Genomic DNA, 20,243 nt, shown 5'->3' with positions numbered 1-20,243 from the left:
GATTGAGCAAAGACTGGATAAGAATTGATTTTGTAAGATGGGACTGTAGTCCAATCCGCACTCCACTTCAACCAAAGGGATGACCGCATGCATGCAAAATACGATACTTCGAACCGAAAAATTATGCAAAACGTTCTCTACGGGCGGAATTCAGCGGCATGTGCTGAAAAATGTGGACATCAGCCTGCTAGAAGGAGATTTCACGATTATTATGGGCAGCTCCGGTTCGGGCAAATCGACGCTGCTCTACGCGCTCTCCGGCATGGATAAGCCATCGCTTGGGGAGGTCCATTTCATCGGGAAAAATCTCACCAAGCTGAATCATGATCAGCTTGCCGTGTTCCGCAGATATTATTGCGGGTTCGTATTCCAGCACATCTGCCTGCTGGACAATATGAGCGTGCTGGATAATGTGCTGGCGTGCGGCCTGCTGGTGAACAAGAACAAACAGGCCGTTGCTGCCAAAGCGAAGCAGCTGCTTGCCCAGGTGGGCTTGCCTGAATCGGTGTGGGGGACATTCCCCTCCCAGTTGTCCGGCGGCGAAGCGCAGCGGGCCGGCATTGTGCGCGCCCTGATCAACAATCCCAAAATGATGTTCGCCGATGAACCTACCGGGGCGCTTAATTCCGCATCCAGCGACAGAGTGCTGGATGTGATGACCGAGGTCAACCGGAATGGGCAGAGCATGGTCGTGGTCACCCATGATATCAAAACGGCTTTGCGGGGCAACCGAGTCCTCTACCTGCGCGACGGCATGATTGGCGGTGATCTCGCTCTGGGCGCATATGATGCGGATCGGAATCGCGATCGGCAGGAGCGACTCCATGCGTTTTTGACGGAAATGGGGTGGTAAGGTGAGAATGGTCGACTTGGCCATCGCCAATATCAGAAAAGGGAAAAGCGCGGCGATCTCGCTGTTCGTTTTGATTTTTGCTGCGGCGCTGCTGCTGAACATAGGCATGGCGATTACGTCTGCGATGAACACCTTTTACGAAGACAAGGTGGAAGAGCTGCATGATGCGCATGTCAGCATGGTGATGAGCACCGCGGACTTTAAGCAGCCCTACGCCGATTTTCTCAAAACCTACCCGGGCGTAAAAGAGACCGGAACGGAACAGATGATTTTTCTCCCCGCGGCCACGATTCGTTACAACAACAACGAGTTCAGCATTCGCCTTGCCCTGTTGAATGCAGATGCCGGCCGTGCCGTTGTGCCGCTGAAGCTGGTTGCGGAGTCGGCTTCCGGCATGGAAGACGGGATGTATATCCCTTATGGCCTGAAGGCCGGCGGCTATCAGCTGGGAGATTCCATTGCCTTTACCTATCGCAATAAGACGTATCGGTACCGTGTAGCCGGGTTTTTCGAGTCCGCCTTGATGGGGACAACCAAGCTCGCCATGCTCAAATTCTATTTGCCGGATACGGCTTACCGCCAACTGTCTGCCGAGCTCGGGCCTGCAGCCGATGGAATCCTGCTGTCTGCCGTTGTAACGAAGAGCGAGCAATCCGGCGCTTTATCACGTGATTTTCACAAGCAATTCCCGCAATTGTATGCGTCTGCGGACTCAAGCTTTTGGAGCGCGAACCTCGACATGGCCGACAGCAGCATGATGACCGTTCATGTCGCCGCCCTGATCCTGATCGCCTTCGCGGCGGTGATCGTGCTGGCGTCGCTCCTTGTCATCAAGTTCCACATCACCAACGGCATCGAGGAGGGGATGGTGAACATTGGCGTGCTCAAGGCGTTGGGCTACACCAACCGGCAGATTGTGTCATCGATTGGGTTGCAGTATATGCTTATTGCGATTCCCGCAAGTGCCGCAGGCGCAGCCGTTTCTTATGCGGCGATGCCGGCATTCGGAGCCGTCCTCTCTTTTTTGACGGGGCTGCTGTGGCCGGGGGGCATCCATATCGGAACGGATCTGCTCACTATACTGATCATGATCTTGCTGGTGCTGGCGGTGACGCTTCTCTCTTCGCTGCGCATTTATAAGCTGCACCCGGCCGCGGCTCTGCGGGGAGGGATCCAGACCCATAATTTCAGACGGAATCCGCTCCCGCTGGATAAGGCCAAGGGCGGCCTGTCATTGCTGTTGGCATGCAAAGCGATGCTGGCGAACCGCCGGCAGAACCTGATGATCGCCGGCATTACGGCCGCGATTACCTTTGCTTCGGTGTTCTCGGTCGTCCTGTACTACAATGCCGCGGAAGATAAAACGGCCTTTTTCCAGCTGGTTGGCGCCGAGACGCCGGACATCGGGATTCAGGTTGCGCCCGGTCATGACAGCGGGCAGTTGCTGATGCGGATGGAACAGATGCCGGGAGTGGAGAAAGCAAATATTTTGGACTATATAACAACGGCGATAGAGGGGCAACTGGTGACGACGGAGTTCTCCGACGATTTCGGCAAGCTGGATAATCCGACCATCTATGAAGGCCGTTATCCGCAATATGATAACGAGATTGCCATTACCCGGGGACTGGCCAGACAGCTTGGCAAAACGGTTGGCGACACGATTCGGGTCGGATTGGGGGAGGCTTCCCATCCGTTTCTGATTACCGGGTTGAATCAGTCGCTTCACAGGGGGAACAATGGCGCCTCGTTAACGCTGGCGGGGGTGCAGCATCTCCTGCCCGGCCACCAAGGCATGTCCATTAACGTCTACCTGCAAGGTGCGGTGAATGCTGACTTTATACGCGAAGCCGAGTTGGCGTACGGCAGCCGCATTCAGGCGATTACCGATGTGAACCAATCGTTGGAGAGCCAGAGCGAGGGATATATTACGGCCATCTTTACGGTCATGAGTGTCATCGTCGCGATAACCGCGCTGGTCGTCGTCTTGCTCCTCTATCTGGTCATCAACGCGAGCCTTATTAAGCGAAAAAGGGAGTTCGGCATTCTCAAAGCGATAGGCTACACTACGTTCCAGCTGATGACTCAGATTGCATTTGGCCTCATGCCCATTGTCATCGCCGGCATCATCGCTGGCGGCGTGTTGGGCGGCCTGTATACCAATTCCGTGATGAAGCTGATTGTTTTTGATGCCGGCTTGTCCAATTCGCGCTTCATCATCCCTGTCCCGCTTATCATGAAGCTCTGCATGGCGATGACGGTACTGGCTTACATTGTATCGATGCTGGTGTCGCGCAGAATCAAGCGGATTACAGCGTATGGACTGATTATGGAATAGACTCGAGAGGAGTACCCGCATGAACAGGAACATGAACATATGGAACCAATTCGTCGTCGCACTCATGATTAGCGTTCTGCTCTTGCCTGCATTTTCGATCCCGGCTTGGGCGGAGGAAGCGGGCCCTGACCGGACCCCTTCCGGTATTCCCTATGACCGGCTTGAGGAAGAGATAGACAGCTATATGGATGCCTATATCGGAACATCCACTCCCGGTGCCGCGGTGGTGGTCACAAGAGGGGACAACATTATCTTTTCCAAAGGCTATGGCTATGCCAACTTAGAAAAGCACATACCCGTAGACCCCGCCAACACGGTGTTTGGCTACGGTTCCATTAACAAGCTGTTCGTCTGGACTTCCGTCATGCAGTTGGCGGAAGAAGGAAAGATAGAGCTGGATCAGGACATCCGGACGTATTTGCCTCCGGAGTTCGCGGAGAAGCTTCGCTACGACCAGCCGATTACGATGCTGGATATGATGAGCCATACCGCCGGCTTCGAGGAATATTCGGGGGGCGTATTTATCAAGCCGCCAGGGAAAAAGGACTCCCTGGAAGAAGTGCTGTTATCTTCCCAACCCGAGCAAATATTCGAGCCTGGCACAGTCATGTCTTACTCCAACTTCGCGACCGCCTTGGCAGGATTCGTGGTCGAGAAGGTAAGCGGGGAACGGTTTTCCGACTACGAAATGAACCGGATTTTACGTCCGCTGGGGATGAATCATACCTCCGGCGATCCGCAATTGCAAGATCATCCGGACTTGAAGGAGGCAGAAGCGACAGGCTATGCGATTGCAGCGGCAGGAGGCTTCGAGCCCAGAGAAAAGTATGATATCCCGTACTATCCTGCCGGAGCAATGAAAGGAACGGCGGAAGATCTGGCACAGTTCGCCCTGGCGCTGACGGCCGATGACAGTCCGCTGTTCGCCAACCAGCAGACGCTGCATACGATGCTTGCGCAGAGCTATACGCCGCATCAGGATCTTCTGTCCAATGCGCATGGATTCTGGGAATATCAGGCACAGCCCCGCACGTTGGGACATAGTGGAGGCACGATTGGCTTTTCAAGCAATTTCGCGGTCGTGCCGGAGGAAAAGCTCGGTATTGTCGTATTAACCAATACAGAGGGGGAACGCGAGATCGTGCCTCATCTGATTAACCTGCTTATATGGAATAACGAAGAGGAGCCCGTGCAGCCGGGCGAAGACCTGCCGCCGTCAAGCGAAGCAGCCGGATACTATGTGCTGTCGCGCAATACCTTCACCACGATCCAGGAAGTGATGGCCTATCTGGGGCTCATTCGTCTGGAGGCCAAGGGCGAACATGATCTTACCTTGACCGTGATGGGAAAGTCGGGAGATTATAAGCAGATTCGTCCCTATGTCTATAAATTGGAGAAGACCAATTATCAGAGTCTTCAGATGATGGCGCCTGTCTTGTACGTTGACAAGTCGGAAGGTAAAATAACGCGGCTAAGCGGCGGGCAAGCGATGGATTTGCTCCCGGTCAAGCCGAGCCGCTCGGCCCCGGCACTGATGGCCTACCTGGTTGCTGCCGCCATCGCAGGCGGATTCTTTTTGCTTGCTCCGCTTGTGCTGATCTTGCGTTGGCTCGTACGGAAAAGAAAAGGAATTGCGCCTTCAAGCAGGGCCAATCGATGGTTCGCAGCGGTAATCGTATGCGGTACCGCTATCATAATCAATGTGTTGCGCCTGCTCCTGGACGTAATCGGCAATCCGCATCTTCTTGTCGAACGATTGAATCATGGAATTATGATCAACTGGATACTCGCGATACTTGCGGGTCTATTCTTTGCTCTCTCTATGTGGATAGGCAGGAACACTCCTCAATCCAGAGGGCAAATAGGGTTTCGCGCAACTACAGCGGCGCTGCTTATCGGTCTCATCCTGCTGATGGCCGATTGGAACTTCTTTCATTTTATTGCCTGACTGTCCGCTAAAGAAATGGAACGGAGCGGGCAATAGAGTTTGCGGCCCGGTTCGTGTATAGGAGGGATAGGCCTGAGGCGGATGCCTTTTACATTCACCCAGTGGGCAGCCGTGCTGGTCATCATCGGTGATAACGCGTTATTTTGTGCTTAGGCAGCGGATGCTGGAGGCAAGGAAGCTGCCGTATGGGAAAACTTCATCCATACTGTTCACAGACGGATCGGCCAGGATACAAATCCAGGGCTGATCCGTTCTTTTGCTGTTGAAAAAGGAACTCTCGAACACCGCACAGCCTAACCTCAGAAATCTAATTTTTCGCATGAAATAATACGGGGAGGGGTATATAATAGTGGGGAGGAGGTGTTCTCGTGCCGATCGTGGAACTAACGGATGCCACATTTGAGGAGCATATACGGAAGCATCCGATCGTGCTGGTAGAATTTTGGGCGCCGTGGTGCAAGCCCTGCACAGCCATGACCCCCGTAATGGAGCAGTTGGCCGCCGAAGCCGGGGGGCGGGCAAGCATTGCCGCGTGCAATGCGGATGTGAACTTCGTCGCCGCTGTCCGTTACCAGCTTCAAGGCATACCATCGCTGATGGTGTTCAAGGAGGGCAGGGAGTTCGCGCGGAAGGTAGGCACCCAGCCGCTATCCGTGCTGCTGGGCATGATAGAGAGCGCTCATGAAGCCGATTTTTAATGCGGAAGGTCCGGGTAGAATCGGGACTTCCCTCTGTTGTTGGCTTCACGCTTCTTGGTTAAGATGAATGCAGAGGAGATTTGCAGCGGTCTTCCATAGGGAGCCGCCGCGCAACAGGTTGATTGTCAAGGAGGAGAAGAAATGTCAGAACGTCGCTTCAACCCGGAGAACATGGCGAGGCTGGATAGCCCGGAACGCCGTCAATCGCTCCCCCCTGAGCGCCTAGTCGCCTTATTGAACATCGAGGATGGAGATACGGTCATCGATATCGGCGCAGGCACAGGATATTTCACCCTGCCTGCAGCGAAGCTGACCCGCGGCAAGGTGATTGCGCTGGATGCCGAGCCGCAGATGCTGGAGGAACTGCAGACGCGGGCCCGCGAGGCAGGCCTCAGCCATATCCAGAGCCAGCTCGGGGAGATTGAACGCATGCCGCTGCCGGATGGGGCGGCCGATCATGTCATCGCCTCGCTCGTGCTGCATGAGGTGGAGCCGCCAGAGCAGGGCTTGAAGGAGATCCAACGCATTCTGAAGCCGGGCGGCCGGGTGCTGATCGCCGAATGGGACGTGAAGAAGCCGAAGGAAGGCCCGCCGCCCGCTCACCGGATATTGTCCGATGATCTGCTGCATGCGATGCTGCAGCTCGGCTTCAAGGAGATCAGCGTCTCTTTTCCTTCTGAACAATATTACGTGATGACCGGCATGAAGGCGTAGCTTCGGAACCAGGGGCCATCATCGCGTGTCAGACCGATCGAGATCAGCCGGATGCGAAGCCGCCATGGCCCGTTATCCGGCTGTTTTGCTTGCTGGACCGCTGCCCGGTCCGGCTATCTATTTAACGTCGATCGTCTTGATGATGCGCGCCGGGTTGCCTCCGACGACGACATTGTCAGGCACATCCTTCGTGACGACGGCTCCTGAAGCGACGACGACATTGTTGCCGATCGTGACGCCCGGATTGATGACGGCCCGGCCGCCAATCCAGACCCGATCGCCGATCGTTACCGGCTTGCCGAACTCTGCCCCGGAGCTGCGCTCTATCGGATCCAGCGGGTGGGTGGCCGTATAGATGTGAACACCCGGCGCCAGGAAGCAGTCGTCGCCGATGCGAATCTCGCATACATCGAGCATGACACAGTCGAAATTGGCATAGAATCGGCTTCCGACATGAATGTTGTAGCCGTAATCGCATTTGAACGACGGCTCGATATAGCCCCCTTCTCCCAAGCTGCCGAAGAGCGATTGCAGCAGGCTAGTCCGCTCCTTGTAATCCGTTTCCACGGTCTGATTGTACAGCCGGGTCAATCGTCTGGCCCGCTCGCGGTCACGCACCAACTCTTCATCTCCGGCAAGGTACAGCTCGCCCCGGATCATTTTCTCCTTTTCCGAAACCATAGATGTCTCCTCTTCGCTAGTCGTAGTATAAGTCACAAGCTCCCCTTATTATGAATCGATCGGTGCACCAGTTGCAAGCGGTCATCATTCCGCCGCACCATACCGTTCTGATAACAACAGGCCAATCAAGTCCGCTAACCGTTCCGGGCATTGCTCCACAAGACATGGCCGCCCCCTTCAATCGCTTCTGTCTTCGCATGGGGCCCGACTCAACCAGCCTCGCTTGGCGGCCCACCGCGGAGCGGCCGCGCCGCAGCTGAATTCACATGGAACGAACAAGCGGGGACCAGGGGATGGGGGCAGGTATTGGCGGGGCCTAGATTGTGGTATACTCGGATTATTCTTAGTAGGGGTGGAATTGAACGTGAGCAAATTTCTGGCCTTTGGCATGCTATTTTGGCTGTTTGGCAATCCGATTGTAGCGATCATCGTGCTGCTGCTCATTCTATATGTGCTCGATCGGCGCTTCGTCGGGCTGTCGCCGAGCTTGTTCAAGCCGCTGAAGCGCCGGAATCGAATCGGGAAGCTGAAGCAGCAGCTCGGCACCAACCCGCATGATGTGTCCGCCAAGATGGAGCTCGCCCGGCTGCTGATCGAGCGCAGAGCCTACCGGGAAGCGAGACAATGGCTGGAGCCGCTGCAGGAGACGATGGATCATTCGGCTGAATTCTGGGATGATCTCGGAACCTGCTGGCTGCACACCGGCGAGCCGGAACGGGGAGAAGCCGCGATCAGGAAGGCGTTGGAGCTGAATCCCCGGGTCAAGTACGGCCAGCCGCATCTCCGGCTCGCCTCTCTGTATGCAGAGACGGACAAGAACCGGGCGATTGAGGCTTTGCAGGACTATCTGGAGGTTCATTCGTCATCATGCGAATCGTATTACCGCCTCGGCCAGCTGTACGAGCAGCTTGGCCGTAAGGAGGAAGCCCGGGAAGCGTGGAACCAGGCTGTCGCGATCTACCGCTCGCTGCCGCGTTACAAGAAGCGGGAAGAACGGAAGTGGATGCTGAAGAGCATGCTCAAGCGGTAGTGTACCATTAAGAGGGTAATCCGGAAATCCTAGTAGTGGAATAATTAAAGGTTCGGGAGATTAATTAAAGGCGATTGTCCGATTGGGGATAATTGCCCTTTTTTTTGCGGCGCAAACGTTTACAATGGACTTGTCGTTGAGTGGAAGCGTTATCTTTCGTATACATAATGGACATTTTTGGAGGGGTTATTAATGAAACGCGTAAAACCAACAGTTCTGTCCCGGAGCAATATGAAGCGCAAATTTGCCGTATTGCTAAGCACGGCGATGATCGCCGGAGCGCTCACCGGATGGGCCGGACAAGCCCATGCCGCGCAGCCGCATTCGTCCTATTGGTATCCGGACACGCTGCTGGAATGGTCGCCGCAGACAGACAAGGATGCGCCATTCAACCGCAGCTCGGTGAAGCTGAATGCCGAACGGGTTCAGGGCTACAAGGTGAATCCGAATGCGAAGACGGAGCCGAAGGTAATGGCGCTCGCATCCATGTACAAAAGCACGAGCGGCGCCCCATCGCAAGGGAACGATCAGTTCCACGGCTATGCATTCAGCTACTGGCAGTATGTGGACAAGCTCATTATGTGGGGCGGTTCCGCAGGGGAAGGGCTGATTGTGCCTCCAAGCGCGGATGTCATCGATGCAGGGCATAAGAACGGCGTCCCGGTATATGGAACCGTTTTCCTGCCGCAGACGGAACATGGCGGCAAGATCGAATGGCTGCGCGATCTGGTGCAGCAGAAGGAGGACGGATCGTTCCCGGTCGCGGACAAGCTGATTGAAGTCGCGTCGTATTACGGCTTCGACGGGTGGTTCATCAACCAGGAGACGCAGGGGGCGACACCGGAAGATGCGCAGCTTATGCAGCAGTTTGTGAAATATATGCAAAAAAAGAAGCCGTCCCATATGGAAATCATCTGGTACGATTCGATGATTAAGGAAGGGCCGGTCAAATGGCAAGGCGCCTTGACGGACAAGAACAGCATGTTCTTCCAGGACGGGGAAGAGCGGGTGGCGGATCAGATGTTCATCGACTTCCGCTGGCAGTTCAAAAAAGAAGGCCAATATGATTACGTCACGCCGTTCCAGAACTCGCCCAAGCTGGCCGACAGCTTGAAGCGCGATCCGTATGAGCTGTATGCGGGCATGGATCTGGAAGGCGGCGGGGGGTACCAGGGCAAATACAACTTCCCGGTATTGTTCCCGGAAGACGGCACGGCCGTAACCTCGCTGGGCCTGTATCGTCCGGACTGGGCATTCAACACGACGAAGACGAACCAGGATTTCATGGAGAAGGAGCAGAAGCTTTGGGTCGGGGAGAATAAGGACCCGTCGAATACGAAGGCGCAAGGCAACGCATGGCGCGGCATCGCCCATGATATTGTAGACAAGACGGTCATTACGAAGGCGGACTTTATTACGCATTTCAATACGGGGAACGGGAAGCAATTCAGTGTGAACGGGAAAAAGGTGCGCGATCGTGAGTGGTTCAACCGGAGCCTTCAGGATATTTTGCCGACCTGGCGCTGGATGGTGGACGAGCAGGGTCAGAAGCTGAAGCCTAGCTTCGATTTCGCCACTTCCTTCTATGGCGGAAGCTCGCTGAGACTGCTCGGGACGGTCGCGCCGGGGGCTTCAACGAACGTGAAGCTGTTCAAGACCGACATCGCGGCGACGTCCGCCTTGCAAATGTCGCTCATCTATCAATCCAATGACAGCGAAGCGGCGGACATTAACATTGGCGTAGCCTTGGAGGGGGCTCCGGACGAGTACAAGATCGTGAAGCCGGCTTCCACCGAAAAAGCTGGGGTTCATGGCGATTGGACGCGTGCCGTCTACGACTTGAGCCCATATGCGGGCCAGAAGATCGCCGGCGTCTCGGTTCAAGTGGAAGGCAAGGAAAGGGACAATCTGTACGAGGTCAATATCGGCCGGCTGGAGATTGGCAATCGGAACGACAAAGCGGCGGAAGTCGGGCAAGTCTCTGATCTGAAGCTCATTGAGAACGATATCCGCGACGGCATCTATGCCGATGCGCGCTTGACCTGGACCCCGCTCGGCGACGATGCGATGCTCTACGAAGTATACCGCGTCCTGCCGGACGGCTCCCGCGAGTTCGCCGGGGCGACAGGCAACAACTATTACTATGTGTCCGAGATGAAGCGCAGCGGCATGGAGCAGGAGACGAAGCTGGCGGTCGTGCCGGTGAATCGTCACTATGAGCAAGGCCGCGCGGCGACGCAATCGTTCGAATGGCCGGCCTATCCGGCGCCGAAGGCGGACTTCGAAGCCGACAAGACCTTCGTGGCGCCGGGGGAAGCCGTGCAGCTGACGGACAAATCGTCCGAGGTTACGGCGGAATGGGAATGGAGCTTCCCGGGCGGCACACCTGCTTCCAGCACGGAGCGCCATCCGAAGGTGAGCTATGCGGAGGAAGGAACGTATGAGATTACGCTGAAGGCCAAGAACGCGGCCGGTGAAGACGTAATGACGAAATCTAAGCTGATTACGGTATCCAAAGAGGCGGCATTCCGCTCGGAGGATCTGGCGATCGGAGCGAAGACGGAGGCGTCCAGCTTCGTCAATGACAGCGAAGCGCCGCAATTCGCCGTCGATGGAGAGATGAGCACGAAGTGGTGCGCTGTCGGCAGCGGCGAGCATTGGCTGTCGGTGGATCTGGGGCAGGCGCATGAGATTACCCAGTTCGTCGTTCACCATGCCGAAGCAGGCGGTGAGTCTCCTGCCTTCAATACGCGCGAATTCAAGATTCAGCTGAGCATGGACGGGGAGAGCTGGAGCGATGCGGTTACCGTGACTGACAACGACAAGGCGACGAGTAAGCATGCGATTGCGAAGACCGAGGCTCGCTACGTCCGGCTGCTCGTGCAGAAGCCGACACAGGGCGGAGACACGGCTGCGCGCATCTACGGCTTTGAAGTGCTCGGCTTGAAGAACAAGCCCGCGGCGGAGTAAGAAGTACGAGGTTAATATGGGGAAAGTAAGGCAGGCCGGAGAAGTTCCGGCCTGCTTTTGTGTAATTCGCCATGTCGGATGCGGAAGGCGGTACGTTTGGTTCAAACATTGAATTTTCACGCTTCTTTTTGCATAATTATTTATCTTTACGTATTCTTATAGTAAAGTGTATATGGACTGATAACGACATCATAATATGAAAGAAGTGTATTTGGTTGAATCTATTTTTCACGTATCTGCTAGCGGGGCTTGCCGTTGCAATGCCAGTCGGTGCAATGACCGTTGAAATGACGAAGCAAGGTCTGAAAAAGGGTTTTATGCATGGTTGGGCTGTAGGATTAGGCGGAATGACCATCGATCTCCTATTAATTATTGCGTTATATATGGGCCTGGCTTCCATACTTGCTATCCCTTACATTCAGATCCCAATGTGGATTATCGGGGCAGGGTTCTTGGCGTTTTTAGGCTATGATTCTATCAAAAACTCGGATCAAGATATTGCGTTAGCTGGCGATAAACCGAACAAATCATTTTTCAGCTCCTATCGCAATGGGCTGCTTGTAGCCGTGTCGCCGGGGAATCTCGTGTTTTGGATCTCCGTATTTGGAGCGGTACTTTCGGATTCGTATGATATGACACAACCTGCCAAATTTTTAATCGTCGGGGCAGGGATTTTAGCCGGCATCCTCGTCCATGATGTTGGTCTGCTGGCCATCGTTGCGGTAACGAGGAAAGCCATGAGCAGAACGATGATCAAAAGGGTATCCATTATTGCAGGATTTATTTTATTTGGTTTTGCGGGCTATTTTTTATATGAGTTTATCGTAGCTATCAAAGGAATAGTATAATAGCTATTAAAGATCGTGCACGAAGCTTCTTTATCGTAATGACAAGGGGCAAAGCTGCAAAAGTGCAGGATTTTATCGGGTTACAACGTAAATTCAATAGAATTCCTGCACAACTACATCATTTCCCCAATATATTCCAAGGAAAGCCGTTATCTTCCGAAAATTGATGCAGATTTGCAGGATTCCCTCTCTACGCCAAGACCGGTCGAAGAAATAATGCAATTTTCAGGCTGTTGGAAAACCCCTGTTTTCTATCATGGGGTGGAGATGTCCCTTTATACAATCAAAACTTGGCACTCAGAATTTTTTCTACGGAGAGACGAGCTCTACTCTATAAAAAATGAAGTGGGGAAATGTTCCTATAGACTTCTCAATGGCCTTATTTTACGGAGCCAAGAGAACGCGTCGGATCCTGGGGGCATCATCGCCTTCAGGAGTCATCATTGCCTCCTGGGACTTGAACGTGTGGAGGGAATTGCTGCTATTTGACAGGAATTTCGGCTCAATGAGTCCACATCCCAAGGAATTGCTGCAAATCTGCATCATTTTAGGCCCTTTTCCTTCAAGTCGGAGTGAAACGGGTGAAATTCCTGCAGTTTTGCAGGATTCCCATTCTGGTAAAGTCGTCCATATCGAATTGCTGTATTTACGCAGGATTTCGCTTACCGAACAGGCGTGTCTGGAGAAATCGTGCAGTTTTGCGGATTTCGCCTACCGGATAGACGTGTCTAGGGAAATGGTGCAGTTTTCAGGCTGTTGGAAAACCCCTGTTTTTACGAAGGGGGGAGATTATCCATTTTCCTACTCAAAACTCGGCACCCATAGCGTTTTAAATTGATTTTTTCTACTGAGAGACGAGATCCACCACATAAAAAATGAAGTGCCACAAGATCCCTTGGACTTTCTCAACAGCCTGAGTTTTGCAGTTTTTTTCGCGGTCCGGCGCGCCACTCCCCCTGATCCTCGACATTTTCCTCAATTCTTCGCCGATTGCAGCATCTGGAAGAAGGGTTCAGTCGAATGAATAGCGAATCCCTTACATAGAAGCACGACCAGGACCTACATCGAATGCGAGAGGAGCAGGAAGCGATGCGCAAATGGATGCTTGCCGGATTATGTCTGGTCATCGGGCTGGGACTCGAATTATTGGCGGGGCCGGGGAACGCGGAGGCAGCCAGCAAGTCGGCGGCCGGCGGGAAGGCGACCAACGTGTACATGAATGGATTTCAGCTGACGGAATGGAGATGGGAGCGCAATTACATCATGGTTCCGTTGTTTGCTTTTGACGATTACAGTTACTTCGGCAACCCGAACGATCAGGAGATTACGTACAAATGGGATGCGGCAACCAAGACGGTATGGGTCTATTCCAAGGGCAAGACGAATGCCGTGAAGCTGATCGCGGACAAGACGGCCGCTTGGGTGAATGGCAAAGAAGTGGAGCTGGCGGCCCCGGTCAAAATCATTGACGGCCACACGTATGTGCCGCTCCGCTTCGTGAGCGAGGCGCTGGGCGGCGAGGTGGAGTGGAACAACAGCAACCGCACGGCGATTATCCGGACGCCGGAACGGGTCCGGCGGGATGAGGTGCTGCGCACGGGAGGGCTGGAGGATGCGCGCAAGGAGGCCTTGCTGCTGCCCTCCGTCTTCCCGAATCGGGAGCTGCCGTATCGGGCCGAAGGCTTCGAGGTCAAGATTGAATTCCCGGAAGGAGAGGCTTTGCGCTACTACTATACGGTGAAGGATGTGAAAAGCTACATCGCCGTGAATGCGGACGGCCTGGCAGAGGTCTTATGGCAGGGACGGACGACGGCCAATCCGGACACCTATCTGGAGGAGAGCGGGACCCGGCCTGAAGGGGAGGAGGCGCTGATCTATTTTCAGCACACGTTCCCGGTTCAGGATACGGTCAAATACGGCAAGATCGACAAGGACGGCAAGGCGACCGAGCTGGGTACCTTCGAGGTTAAGCGATCGCTGCGGAACTCCGCGGACGCGGTGACGGCCATTGCCGGGGAGAAGCGTAAGGATGCGGCAGACCCCGAAGGCGGCGACAAGACCGCAAGCAAGACCGCAAGCAAGACCGCAAGCAAGAATGCAAACAAGACCGCAAGCAAGAATGCAAGCAAGGCCCCCGACAACAGCGAGAGCAAGAATGCGGGCAAGAGCGGAAGCTAGGACTCAACCTCAAATCCGACCAAATCAGTATATGACAGCAAAAAAAGCAGCAGCCTCCCGTTCGGGGGCTGCTGCTGTGCATTGAGCGTTTATTGGATGCGATCCATTCCCCGCATATAGGGCCGCAGCGCTTCTGGGATCCGCACCGATCCGTCCGCCTGCTGATGGTTCTCCAGCAGCGGAATCAGGATGCGCGGGCTGGCGACGGCCGTATTGTTGAGGGTATGGCAGTACTGGAGCGCGCCATCCTCGTCCCGGTAGCGGATCTGCAGCCGCCGCGCCTGGAAGTCGAGCAGATTCGAGGCCGAGTGGGTCTCGCCGTAAGCGGCGCGCCCGGGCATCCACGTCTCGATATCGTACTGCTTATACGTCTTCTGCGACATGTCGCCGGTGCAGACGTCCATGACGCGGAACGGCAGCTCCAAGGCCTGAAGGATATCCTCGGCGTGGGCGACCATCTCCTCCAGCATCCGGTTCGATTCCGCCGGATCGCTGCGCGTCAGGATGACCTGTTCCACCTTGGCGAACTGGTGGACCCGGTACAGGCCGCGTACATCCCGGCCGGCCGAGCCGACTTCGCGGCGGAAGCAGGACGAGGCGCCCGCCAGCCGGATCGGCTCGCTCACGTCCACAATCTCGCCGCTGTAATACGCGGCGAGGCTGACCTCAGACGTGCCGACGAGCCAGCGGCCGTCCTCGGGCAGCGCGTACGTCTGCTCCTCGCCAAGCGGGAAGAAGCCGGTGCCGACGAGCGCTTCCTCCCGCACGAGGAGCGGAACGTCCAGCAGCGTGAAGCCGCGGCCGGCGAGCAGATCGAGCGCCAGCTGCTGCACCGCCCGATGGAGCAGCACGCCGGCATCCCGCAAGTAATAGCTGCGCGAGCCCGCGACCTTCACCCCGCGCTCCGTATCGATCAGGCCGAGCCGCTCGCCAAGCTCGACATGGTCAAGCGGGTCGAAGGCGAAGCGGGGCGGCTCCCCGACGCGCCGCAGCTCCACATTGTCGGCGTCCGAAGCGCCGATCGGAGAATCCGCCGCCGGCAGATTCGGAACGAGCAGCATACAGCGGCGGTACTCCCGCTCCGCTTCGCCCAGCTCCCGTTCCAGCCGCTCCAGCGTCTCGTTCATCTCCCGCACACTCGCCTTCAGCGTCTCGGCTTCGTCACGCCGTCCGTCGCGCAGACAGGCCGCGATGCGGGCCGAAGCCTCATTGCGGGCTTGGCGGAGCGTATCCGCCTCCTGCAGTCTCGCTCTTCTCGCTTCATCCCATTGCAGCAGTTCGTTCACGTCGAACTCCATTCCTTTGACCCGGGCCGCCTCCTGAACCGAATCCGGGTGGCTGCGAATCCATTTGATATCCAGCATTCGTCACAACTCCTTTGATCTACCGAAAATAAACAGAAAGCGCCCCTCATCCGATTGGGACGAGGAGCGCTAGCTCGCGGTGCCACCCAACTTGATTCCCGCTCCCGCTCAGGCGCAGGCGGCGGAGAATCCTCTTGGTTCCGCGGTAACGGGCGGGCCCGGTTCACTTAGAGACAAGGACAGGCACAAAAGGCCGCCCATATCCGATCGAGAACGCCTCCGAGTTGGATGCTCTTCATTGGCGTGATGGCTGTATCATGATTGATATTATTATAGAATATTCTATCCAAAAGTCAAACCGTCATTCGGCCCGCTGCGGAGAAAGCTGCGACAAATGCTCCAGCAGCGTGCGGACGTCGTGCAGCAGGCGTGCCGGCTCCAGACGGGCGCTGTCAGCCAGCTCCGCTAATTGGACAGGGATGCAGGCCGCCTCCTTTTTCAAGGAATGGCCCTTGTCAGTCAGCGAGAGGATGACCTTGCGTTCGTCCTCTGCGGCGCGAGCCCGCCGAATCAGCCCTTGCTGCTCCATTCGCTTCAGCATCGGCGTCAGCGTTCCGGAGTCCAAATATAAGCGAAGACCCAATTCCTTCACCGTCATGCCGTCATGCTCCCATAGCGCCAGGAGGGCGAGATATTGCGGGTAGGTCAGCTCCAGCCGCTCCAGCAGCGGCCGGTACAGCTTCGTCAATTCCCGGGAAGCCGCATAAATGGCGAAGCAGAGCTGATTATCCAGCTTTAGCCGCTCATCCGGCGGCAGGGAATGGGATGTCGTCATCGCAACCACTCCTACCTTCGGGCTCTGCTAGAGCAGAGCCACAATTTCATCTTCCAGCTTGGCCGGATTCGTCTGCGGAGCATACCGGTCCACGACGCGCCCGTCTTTGCCGACGAGGAATTTGGTGAAGTTCCACTTGATCTCGGTGCTGCCCAACAGCCCTTTTTTCTCATGCGTCAGATGGGCGAACAACGGATCGGCATCGGGCCCCTTCACATCCACCTTCGCGAACATCGGGAAGGTGACGCCGTAATTAACCTGACAGAACTCCATCGTCTCCTCCGTCTTCTCGAACTCTTGATTGCCGAACTGGGCGCACGGAAAGCCGAGCACGGCGAAGCCGCGATCCTTAAACTTGTCATACAAGGCCTGCAGCTCCTTGAATTGCGGTGTAAATCCGCATTTGCTCGCGGTATTGACGATAAGGATCACTTGCCCTTCGTAATCCCGCAGGGACGTCAATTCGCCATTCGGCTTCTTCACTGTAAAATCGTAAACCGTTGCCATCATGCATCCGCTCCTTCGCTTAACAAAAGTAACGTATCAACTTACTACCCTATTTATATCATATCTAAAAATTGAGATCAATTAAATTGTGCACAATTTAATTCGAGTGAAACGATAGATACATGAACAGGCAACGAGTGGGTATGCTAACGGTATTCCCGGCATGAATAAGAGGTGGATGAAGCTATGTTCAAAAAAATGACCATGATGATCACTGCTGTAGTTCTTGTAATCGGACTGGGCGCATGCGCTTCTTCAAATAAGCAGGAAGCCGGCACGAATCAGGGGCAGAACCAGGGACAGAATCAAGGCCAACCCCCAGCAGAAACGACGCCCCCTGCCGCTACCGTAGATGCCGCAGCGGTCTATAAGCAAAATTGCCTGGTCTGCCATGGCGCCAATCTGGAAGGACAAGTCGGGCCGAACCTGCAAAAGGTCGGGGCGACGCGCACTCCGGAAGAAATCTCGACCGTCATTCATCAGGGAGGCAACGGGATGAATGCGTTCGAGGGAGTATTGAGCGAGGATGAGATTAGCGCATTGGTAGACTGGTTGTCTGCCAAGAAATAAGCGGAAGCCGCCGTCCGCACGATGCGGAGCGAAGGAGTGGAGATGCAGGTTATCTCCGCTCCTTTTTGCATGCAGCTATACCGATTGGCGGCTCCCGTCAAGCCGTCGGCGGGATGCATATTGTTCCTGTGAACGGAAAATAGTAAGCGTACATAAAGGAAACTGTATAAATTCAGACAAGTTTAAAAAGACCGGTTAGCGGACTTTTTAAACAACCTATAAGAAAAAAGGAGGATGAACGTGGCTGAAAAACGCAGCAACCAACAGGGTCAAGCCCGCGACCAATCCCGCCGGCAATTTCTGAAGGTGTCCGGGGCGGCGCTTGGCGGAGCCGTAGTCGGGGGTGTCGTAGGAGCGGTCATCGATCGCTCCGTGCGGCCGGGCGCCGGGACTCAGCCGGCTCCGAATCAGCCGGCGCCGCAGCAGGTTGCGGATCATAACCAGGCACTGATGTTTTTCAATCAGCGCCAGTTCCGCCTCACCGAAGCGGCCGTGGAACGGATTTTCCCCTCAGACGATACCGGGCCGGGAGCGGCCGAGCTCGGGGTCGCCTATTATATCGATCACCAACTGGCAGGCCAGTGGGGCATTAACGCGCGCGAATATATGCAGGGGCCGTTTTTCAAGGGCGAGCCGACGCAAGGCGGATTCCCGAGCATCAAGCACCATGAACTGTTCATGCTGGGATTGGACGCGTTGGACATGTTCAGCACGAAGCATTACGACAAGACCTTCACCGAGCTGGAAGCGAATCAGCAGGATGAAGTGCTCAAGGCGTTCGAGGCCGGCAAGGATGTCCTCCTGGATAACGGGGAGACGACGGGAGCCTTCTTCAAAATGCTGCGCGCGCTGACGCTCGAAGGCGTCTACGCCGATCCGCTCTATGGCGGGAACAAAGATATGATGGGATGGAGAATGAGACGCTACCCGGGCAACCAGATGAGTTATCTCAATATTATCGATAAGCCTGATTTCGTCGAGATTGAACCCCAAAGCTTGCACAGCCATATGACCCAACATTCATAACCGCGTAAGGAGAGCGATGCTATGGCAACGAAGTTACCGAAAGTGCCCGTCGTCATCGTCGGCATGGGTTGGGCGGGAGGAATCATCGCTTCCGAGCTGACCAAGGCCGGCATCAAGGTGCTCGGGCTGGAACGGGGCAAAAGCCGCAAGACGGAAGACTATTTCATGGTCCATGATGAACTGCGCTACGCCCAGCGCTATGAACTGATGCAGGACTTATCCAAGGAGACGATCACGTTCCGCAACAAACGAAGCCAGCGGGCGCTGCCGTTGCGAAGCTACGGCTCCTTCCTGATGGGAGAAGGTCTCGGCGGCGCCGGAATCCATTGGAACGGCCAGCATTTCCGGTTTTTGCCGTATGATTTCGAGATTTATACGAAGACGGTGGAACGCTATGGCAAGAAAAAAATTCCGGACGGCATGACCATTCAGGATTGGGGCATTACCTATGATGAGCTGGAGCCTTATTTCGACAAGTTCGAGAAAATGGCGGGCATCTCCGGGGAGCAGGAGCAGAATCCGATGGTCGGCAAGCGCTCCAGCCCGTTCCCGACGCCGCCCATGAAAAAAACGCCGGCGATTGCGATGTTCGAGGAAGCCTCCAAAAAGCTGGGCTACCATCCGTACATGATGCCATCGGCGAATCTGTCTCAAGCGTATACGAATCCGGACGGCATCGCGCGGGCAGCCTGCCAATACTGCGCCTTCTGCGAGCGCTTCGGATGCGAATACGGAGCGAAGGCCGATCCGGTCGTGACGGTCATTCCGGTCGCCGAGAAGACAGGGAATCTGGAAATCCGGACGAACTCCAACGTGACCGAGATTTTACATAGCGGCAAGAAAGCAACGGGCGTCGTCTACGTGGACACCGTGACGCGCAAGGAGTTCATTCAGCCGGCTGATGTCGTCATTTTGGCCAGCTACGTCTTCAATAATGTGAAGCTGCTTCTGCTGTCGAATCTGGGGACGCCTTACGATCCGGAGACCGGGCAGGGAGTCATCGGCCGCAACTATGCCTACCAGGTGAACGGCGGGGCCGCGGTCGGCTTCTATGAGGACCGCGAATTCAACACCTATGCGGGCGCCGGAGCGCTGGGCATCGAGGTCGACGATCTGAATGGCGACAACTTCGATCATAGCGATGTCAACTTCATTCATGGAGCGGGCATCCGCCTATCTCAGACCGGTCTTCGCCCGATCGCCAACAATTCCACGCCGGAAGGCGTTCCGTCCTGGGGGAAGGATTTCAAAAAAGCCTCAATTCACTATGCATACCGAACCTTGTCGATCGCTCCGCAGGGGGCGAATATGCCGTGGCGGCATCATTATCTGGACTTGGATCCGACCTACAAGGACTCCTATGGTCTTCCTCAGATCCGGATTACCTATGATTTCGAGGATCAGGATCGAGAGATGGTCAAGTTCATGGCGGCCAAGTCCAAGGAGATTATGGAGGAGATGAAGCCGAGCAAGATCGGATCGAACGGGCAGCTTGCCCCGTATAATATCGTGCCTTATCAATCGACGCATAATACGGGGGGCGTCATTATGGGAAGCGATCCGTCTACTTCCGCCGTCAATAATTACATGCAAATGTGGGACGTGGATAATCTGTTCGTCGTCGGCGCGTCGGCCTTCCCTCATAACAGCGGGTACAACCCGACCGCCACCGTAGGCGCGCTTGCCTATCGCGCGGCGGAAGGCATTCTCAAGTATATGAAGCAGGAAGGGCCGCTGGCGTAA

17 protein-coding genes are annotated in these 20,243 nt (G+C 55.5%); 13 read left to right on the top strand and 4 right to left on the bottom strand.

Features of this window, described 5'->3' with window-relative positions; translation table 11 throughout:
* The first annotated feature begins 91 nt into the window (after positions 1-91).
* The 5 genes from NNL35_RS29000 to NNL35_RS28980 all read left to right on the top strand — a co-directional run bounded on the left by NNL35_RS29000 (position 92) and on the right by NNL35_RS28980 (position 6,551).
* Positions 92-853: an ABC transporter ATP-binding protein gene (locus NNL35_RS29000; RefSeq protein WP_006678612.1), complete on the top strand. Its 762-nt coding sequence runs from the start codon at positions 92-94 to the stop codon at positions 851-853.
* A gap of 7 nt (positions 854-860) precedes the next feature.
* The gene (locus NNL35_RS28995; RefSeq protein ID WP_006678613.1) at positions 861-3,191 is read left to right on the top strand and encodes an ABC transporter permease; all 2,331 of its coding nucleotides are present in this window, start codon (positions 861-863) and stop codon (positions 3,189-3,191) included.
* Between the two features lie 31 nt (positions 3,192-3,222).
* Positions 3,223-5,139, top strand: a complete 1,917-nt coding sequence (locus NNL35_RS28990) for a serine hydrolase domain-containing protein (RefSeq protein WP_254553943.1) — start codon at positions 3,223-3,225, stop codon at positions 5,137-5,139.
* A gap of 368 nt (positions 5,140-5,507) precedes the next feature.
* Positions 5,508-5,837: a thioredoxin family protein gene (locus NNL35_RS28985; protein ID WP_006678615.1), complete on the top strand. Its 330-nt coding sequence runs from the start codon at positions 5,508-5,510 to the stop codon at positions 5,835-5,837.
* A gap of 141 nt (positions 5,838-5,978) precedes the next feature.
* Positions 5,979-6,551, top strand: coding sequence for a class I SAM-dependent methyltransferase (locus tag NNL35_RS28980; protein ID WP_006678616.1), 573 nt, complete (start codon positions 5,979-5,981; stop codon positions 6,549-6,551).
* A 117-nt stretch (positions 6,552-6,668) separates the two neighbouring features.
* Here NNL35_RS28980 and maa read toward each other — a convergent pair whose 3' ends face one another.
* Positions 6,669-7,232 (bottom strand): maltose O-acetyltransferase, encoded by a 564-nt coding sequence (maa, locus tag NNL35_RS28975; RefSeq protein WP_006678617.1) that lies wholly within the window; start codon positions 7,230-7,232, stop codon positions 6,669-6,671.
* A 364-nt stretch (positions 7,233-7,596) separates the two neighbouring features.
* Between maa and NNL35_RS28970 the strand changes: the two genes are divergently transcribed.
* The 5 genes from NNL35_RS28970 (at position 7,597) to NNL35_RS28950 (ending at position 14,258) form a co-directional block, all read left to right on the top strand.
* Positions 7,597-8,262, top strand: a complete 666-nt coding sequence (locus NNL35_RS28970; protein ID WP_006678618.1) for a tetratricopeptide repeat protein — start codon at positions 7,597-7,599, stop codon at positions 8,260-8,262.
* A gap of 192 nt (positions 8,263-8,454) precedes the next feature.
* Positions 8,455-11,232, top strand: a complete 2,778-nt coding sequence (locus tag NNL35_RS28965; protein ID WP_006678619.1) for an endo-beta-N-acetylglucosaminidase — start codon at positions 8,455-8,457, stop codon at positions 11,230-11,232.
* Positions 11,233-11,447: 215 nt separating this feature from the next.
* A complete protein-coding gene (locus NNL35_RS28960) occupies positions 11,448-12,080 on the top strand; it encodes a LysE family translocator (protein WP_006678620.1) in 633 nt (210 codons plus the stop codon).
* 505 nt (positions 12,081-12,585) lie between these two features.
* On the top strand, positions 12,586-12,918 hold the full coding sequence (locus NNL35_RS28955) for a hypothetical protein (RefSeq protein WP_254553942.1): 333 nt from the start codon (positions 12,586-12,588) through the stop codon (positions 12,916-12,918).
* A 251-nt stretch (positions 12,919-13,169) separates the two neighbouring features.
* Positions 13,170-14,258, top strand: coding sequence for a copper amine oxidase N-terminal domain-containing protein (locus NNL35_RS28950; RefSeq protein WP_006679707.1), 1,089 nt, complete (start codon positions 13,170-13,172; stop codon positions 14,256-14,258).
* A gap of 89 nt (positions 14,259-14,347) precedes the next feature.
* On the opposite strand, the gene serS is transcribed toward NNL35_RS28950, so the two are convergent.
* The 3 genes from serS to NNL35_RS28935 all read right to left on the bottom strand — a co-directional run bounded on the left by serS (position 14,348) and on the right by NNL35_RS28935 (position 16,904).
* A complete protein-coding gene (gene serS, locus NNL35_RS28945; protein WP_006678754.1) occupies positions 14,348-15,622 on the bottom strand; it encodes a serine--tRNA ligase in 1,275 nt (424 codons plus the stop codon).
* A gap of 301 nt (positions 15,623-15,923) precedes the next feature.
* Positions 15,924-16,397 carry a MarR family winged helix-turn-helix transcriptional regulator gene (locus NNL35_RS28940; RefSeq protein ID WP_006678755.1) on the bottom strand — a complete coding sequence of 158 codons (474 nt, stop codon included), beginning with the start codon at positions 16,395-16,397 and terminating at the stop codon, positions 15,924-15,926.
* A gap of 27 nt (positions 16,398-16,424) precedes the next feature.
* The gene (locus NNL35_RS28935; RefSeq protein WP_006678756.1) at positions 16,425-16,904 is read right to left on the bottom strand and encodes a glutathione peroxidase; all 480 of its coding nucleotides are present in this window, start codon (positions 16,902-16,904) and stop codon (positions 16,425-16,427) included.
* 186 nt (positions 16,905-17,090) lie between these two features.
* On the opposite strand from NNL35_RS28935, the gene NNL35_RS28930 reads away from it, so the two are divergent.
* The 3 genes from NNL35_RS28930 (at position 17,091) to NNL35_RS28920 (ending at position 20,243) form a co-directional block, all read left to right on the top strand.
* On the top strand, positions 17,091-17,474 hold the full coding sequence (locus NNL35_RS28930) for a c-type cytochrome (RefSeq protein WP_006678757.1): 384 nt from the start codon (positions 17,091-17,093) through the stop codon (positions 17,472-17,474).
* A gap of 234 nt (positions 17,475-17,708) precedes the next feature.
* Positions 17,709-18,500: a gluconate 2-dehydrogenase subunit 3 family protein gene (locus NNL35_RS28925; RefSeq protein WP_040733396.1), complete on the top strand. Its 792-nt coding sequence runs from the start codon at positions 17,709-17,711 to the stop codon at positions 18,498-18,500.
* 21 nt (positions 18,501-18,521) lie between these two features.
* On the top strand, positions 18,522-20,243 hold the full coding sequence (locus tag NNL35_RS28920) for a GMC family oxidoreductase (protein WP_006678759.1): 1,722 nt from the start codon (positions 18,522-18,524) through the stop codon (positions 20,241-20,243).

The sequence above is a fragment of the Paenibacillus dendritiformis genome (assembly GCF_945605565.1).
Classification (GTDB): Bacteria; Bacillota; Bacilli; order Paenibacillales; family Paenibacillaceae; genus Paenibacillus_B; species Paenibacillus_B dendritiformis_A.
The sequence above is the reverse complement of the archived record's forward strand: the minus strand, read 5'-3'. Positions and strand labels throughout refer to the sequence as shown.